The organism is Streptomyces sp. NPDC005899, from assembly GCF_040629645.1.
Classification (GTDB): Bacteria; Actinomycetota; Actinomycetes; order Streptomycetales; family Streptomycetaceae; genus Streptomyces.
The window spans coordinates 1-1186 of record NZ_JBEXWB010000698.1; the positions used below are offsets into that span (position 1 = coordinate 1).

The 1186-nt window shown below is 74.1% G+C and carries 2 protein-coding genes; one reads left to right on the forward strand and one right to left on the reverse strand.

What is annotated here, in order from left to right; all coding sequences use genetic code 11:
- Positions 1 to 58 precede the first annotated feature (58 nt).
- Positions 59 to 346: a DUF4190 domain-containing protein gene (locus ABZ371_RS32745; protein WP_358686604.1), complete on the reverse strand. Its 288-nt coding sequence runs from the start codon at positions 344 to 346 to the stop codon at positions 59 to 61.
- A gap of 161 nt (positions 347 to 507) precedes the next feature.
- On the opposite strand from ABZ371_RS32745, the gene ABZ371_RS32750 reads away from it, so the two are divergent.
- Complete coding sequence (locus ABZ371_RS32750; RefSeq protein ID WP_358686607.1) at positions 508 to 936, forward strand: hypothetical protein; 429 nt, start codon at positions 508 to 510, stop codon at positions 934 to 936.
- Positions 937 to 1186 lie beyond the last annotated feature (250 nt).

Genomic DNA, 1186 nt, shown 5'->3' on the forward strand with positions numbered 1-1186 from the left:
CGCCACCACCGGGCAGGTGGTGGCGCCCCCGCTTCGTGCCGGAGCCCCGGGCGGCGGGTCAGCCGCCGACGTACCAGCTGAAACCGCCGGACGAGGCGGCCACGAGCATCAGGACGATGAAGAGGACGACGTCGACGATGCCGAGGATCAGCCCGGCTTTGGCCAGCCCGGCACCGCCCTTGGCGGCCACCTGACGCAGTGCGACGGCGCCGAGGACGATGGCGACGGGGCCCAGGACCACGTTGAAGAAGAAGAGCCCCACGATCCCGCAGACCAGGCTCGCGACGGCGAGGCCGTTGGTCCCGGAGCGGGACGTGGCCATGGGGGAACCGCTGTAGTTCGTCATCTCTCTCTCCCGTCAATTCGCCGTGCAGTGAGCGGAGTTGCTGCTGCAGTGCGGGTGCCCCGCTTCCGGCCCCACACGCACCCGAATGCCCGGGTGTGACCGTCCGCGCCGGGGGCAGAAGGCCTTCACCTGTCTCTGTGCCAGGTGGAGGGATGTGCCACATGAGTGAGACCGTCGAGGCACCGTCGGCGACCGCCTCGGTGATCACCGAACCCGTGCCCGATCTGCAGCTCCAGATGCTGATGAGACTGCTGGACAGGGAGCAGCGGTCCAGTCTGCCGATCACCCTGACGCTGTCCGGCGGCATCCTGCACGGGGACCTGATCGGTCACGAGGCGTGGAAGGCGGACTGGGCGAGAAGCCTGCGGCAGGTGGAGGGCGAGGGCGCCAACCTGCTGGCCGAGTTCCCCGAGATCATGGACCAGGGCATGAGAGAGCTGGGTGCGGAGGGCGAGGGGTCCCAGCTGCCGCGCTGGATCCACCTGCGGGACGCCACCCTCGTCCTCGGCGGTGCGAACGCCGTACACCTGCCGCTGTGGCGGGGGCGGCTGGCCGACGTGTCGGGGTGGACGCTGGGGCGGCCGCAGTGAGCACCGCCCCGGCAGGACGCCCCCGGCGCACGGTGCGGCCCGGTGAGGCTTCCTGCCGGTAGCAGGCGCCCCCGGGTGCAGGCGTCCGGCCCGGGGAGGGCCGCGTAACGGGCGCGGGGGCCGGCCCCCGGGCCGGGGCCGCCGGCCGGCCGGGGGGGTGGATTGCCACCGGGGGGGCGGGGTGGGGAGGGCCCCCCGACGCGGGGGTGGGGGGGGGGGGGGGGCCGCGGGGGGGGGGGGGGGGGGGGGG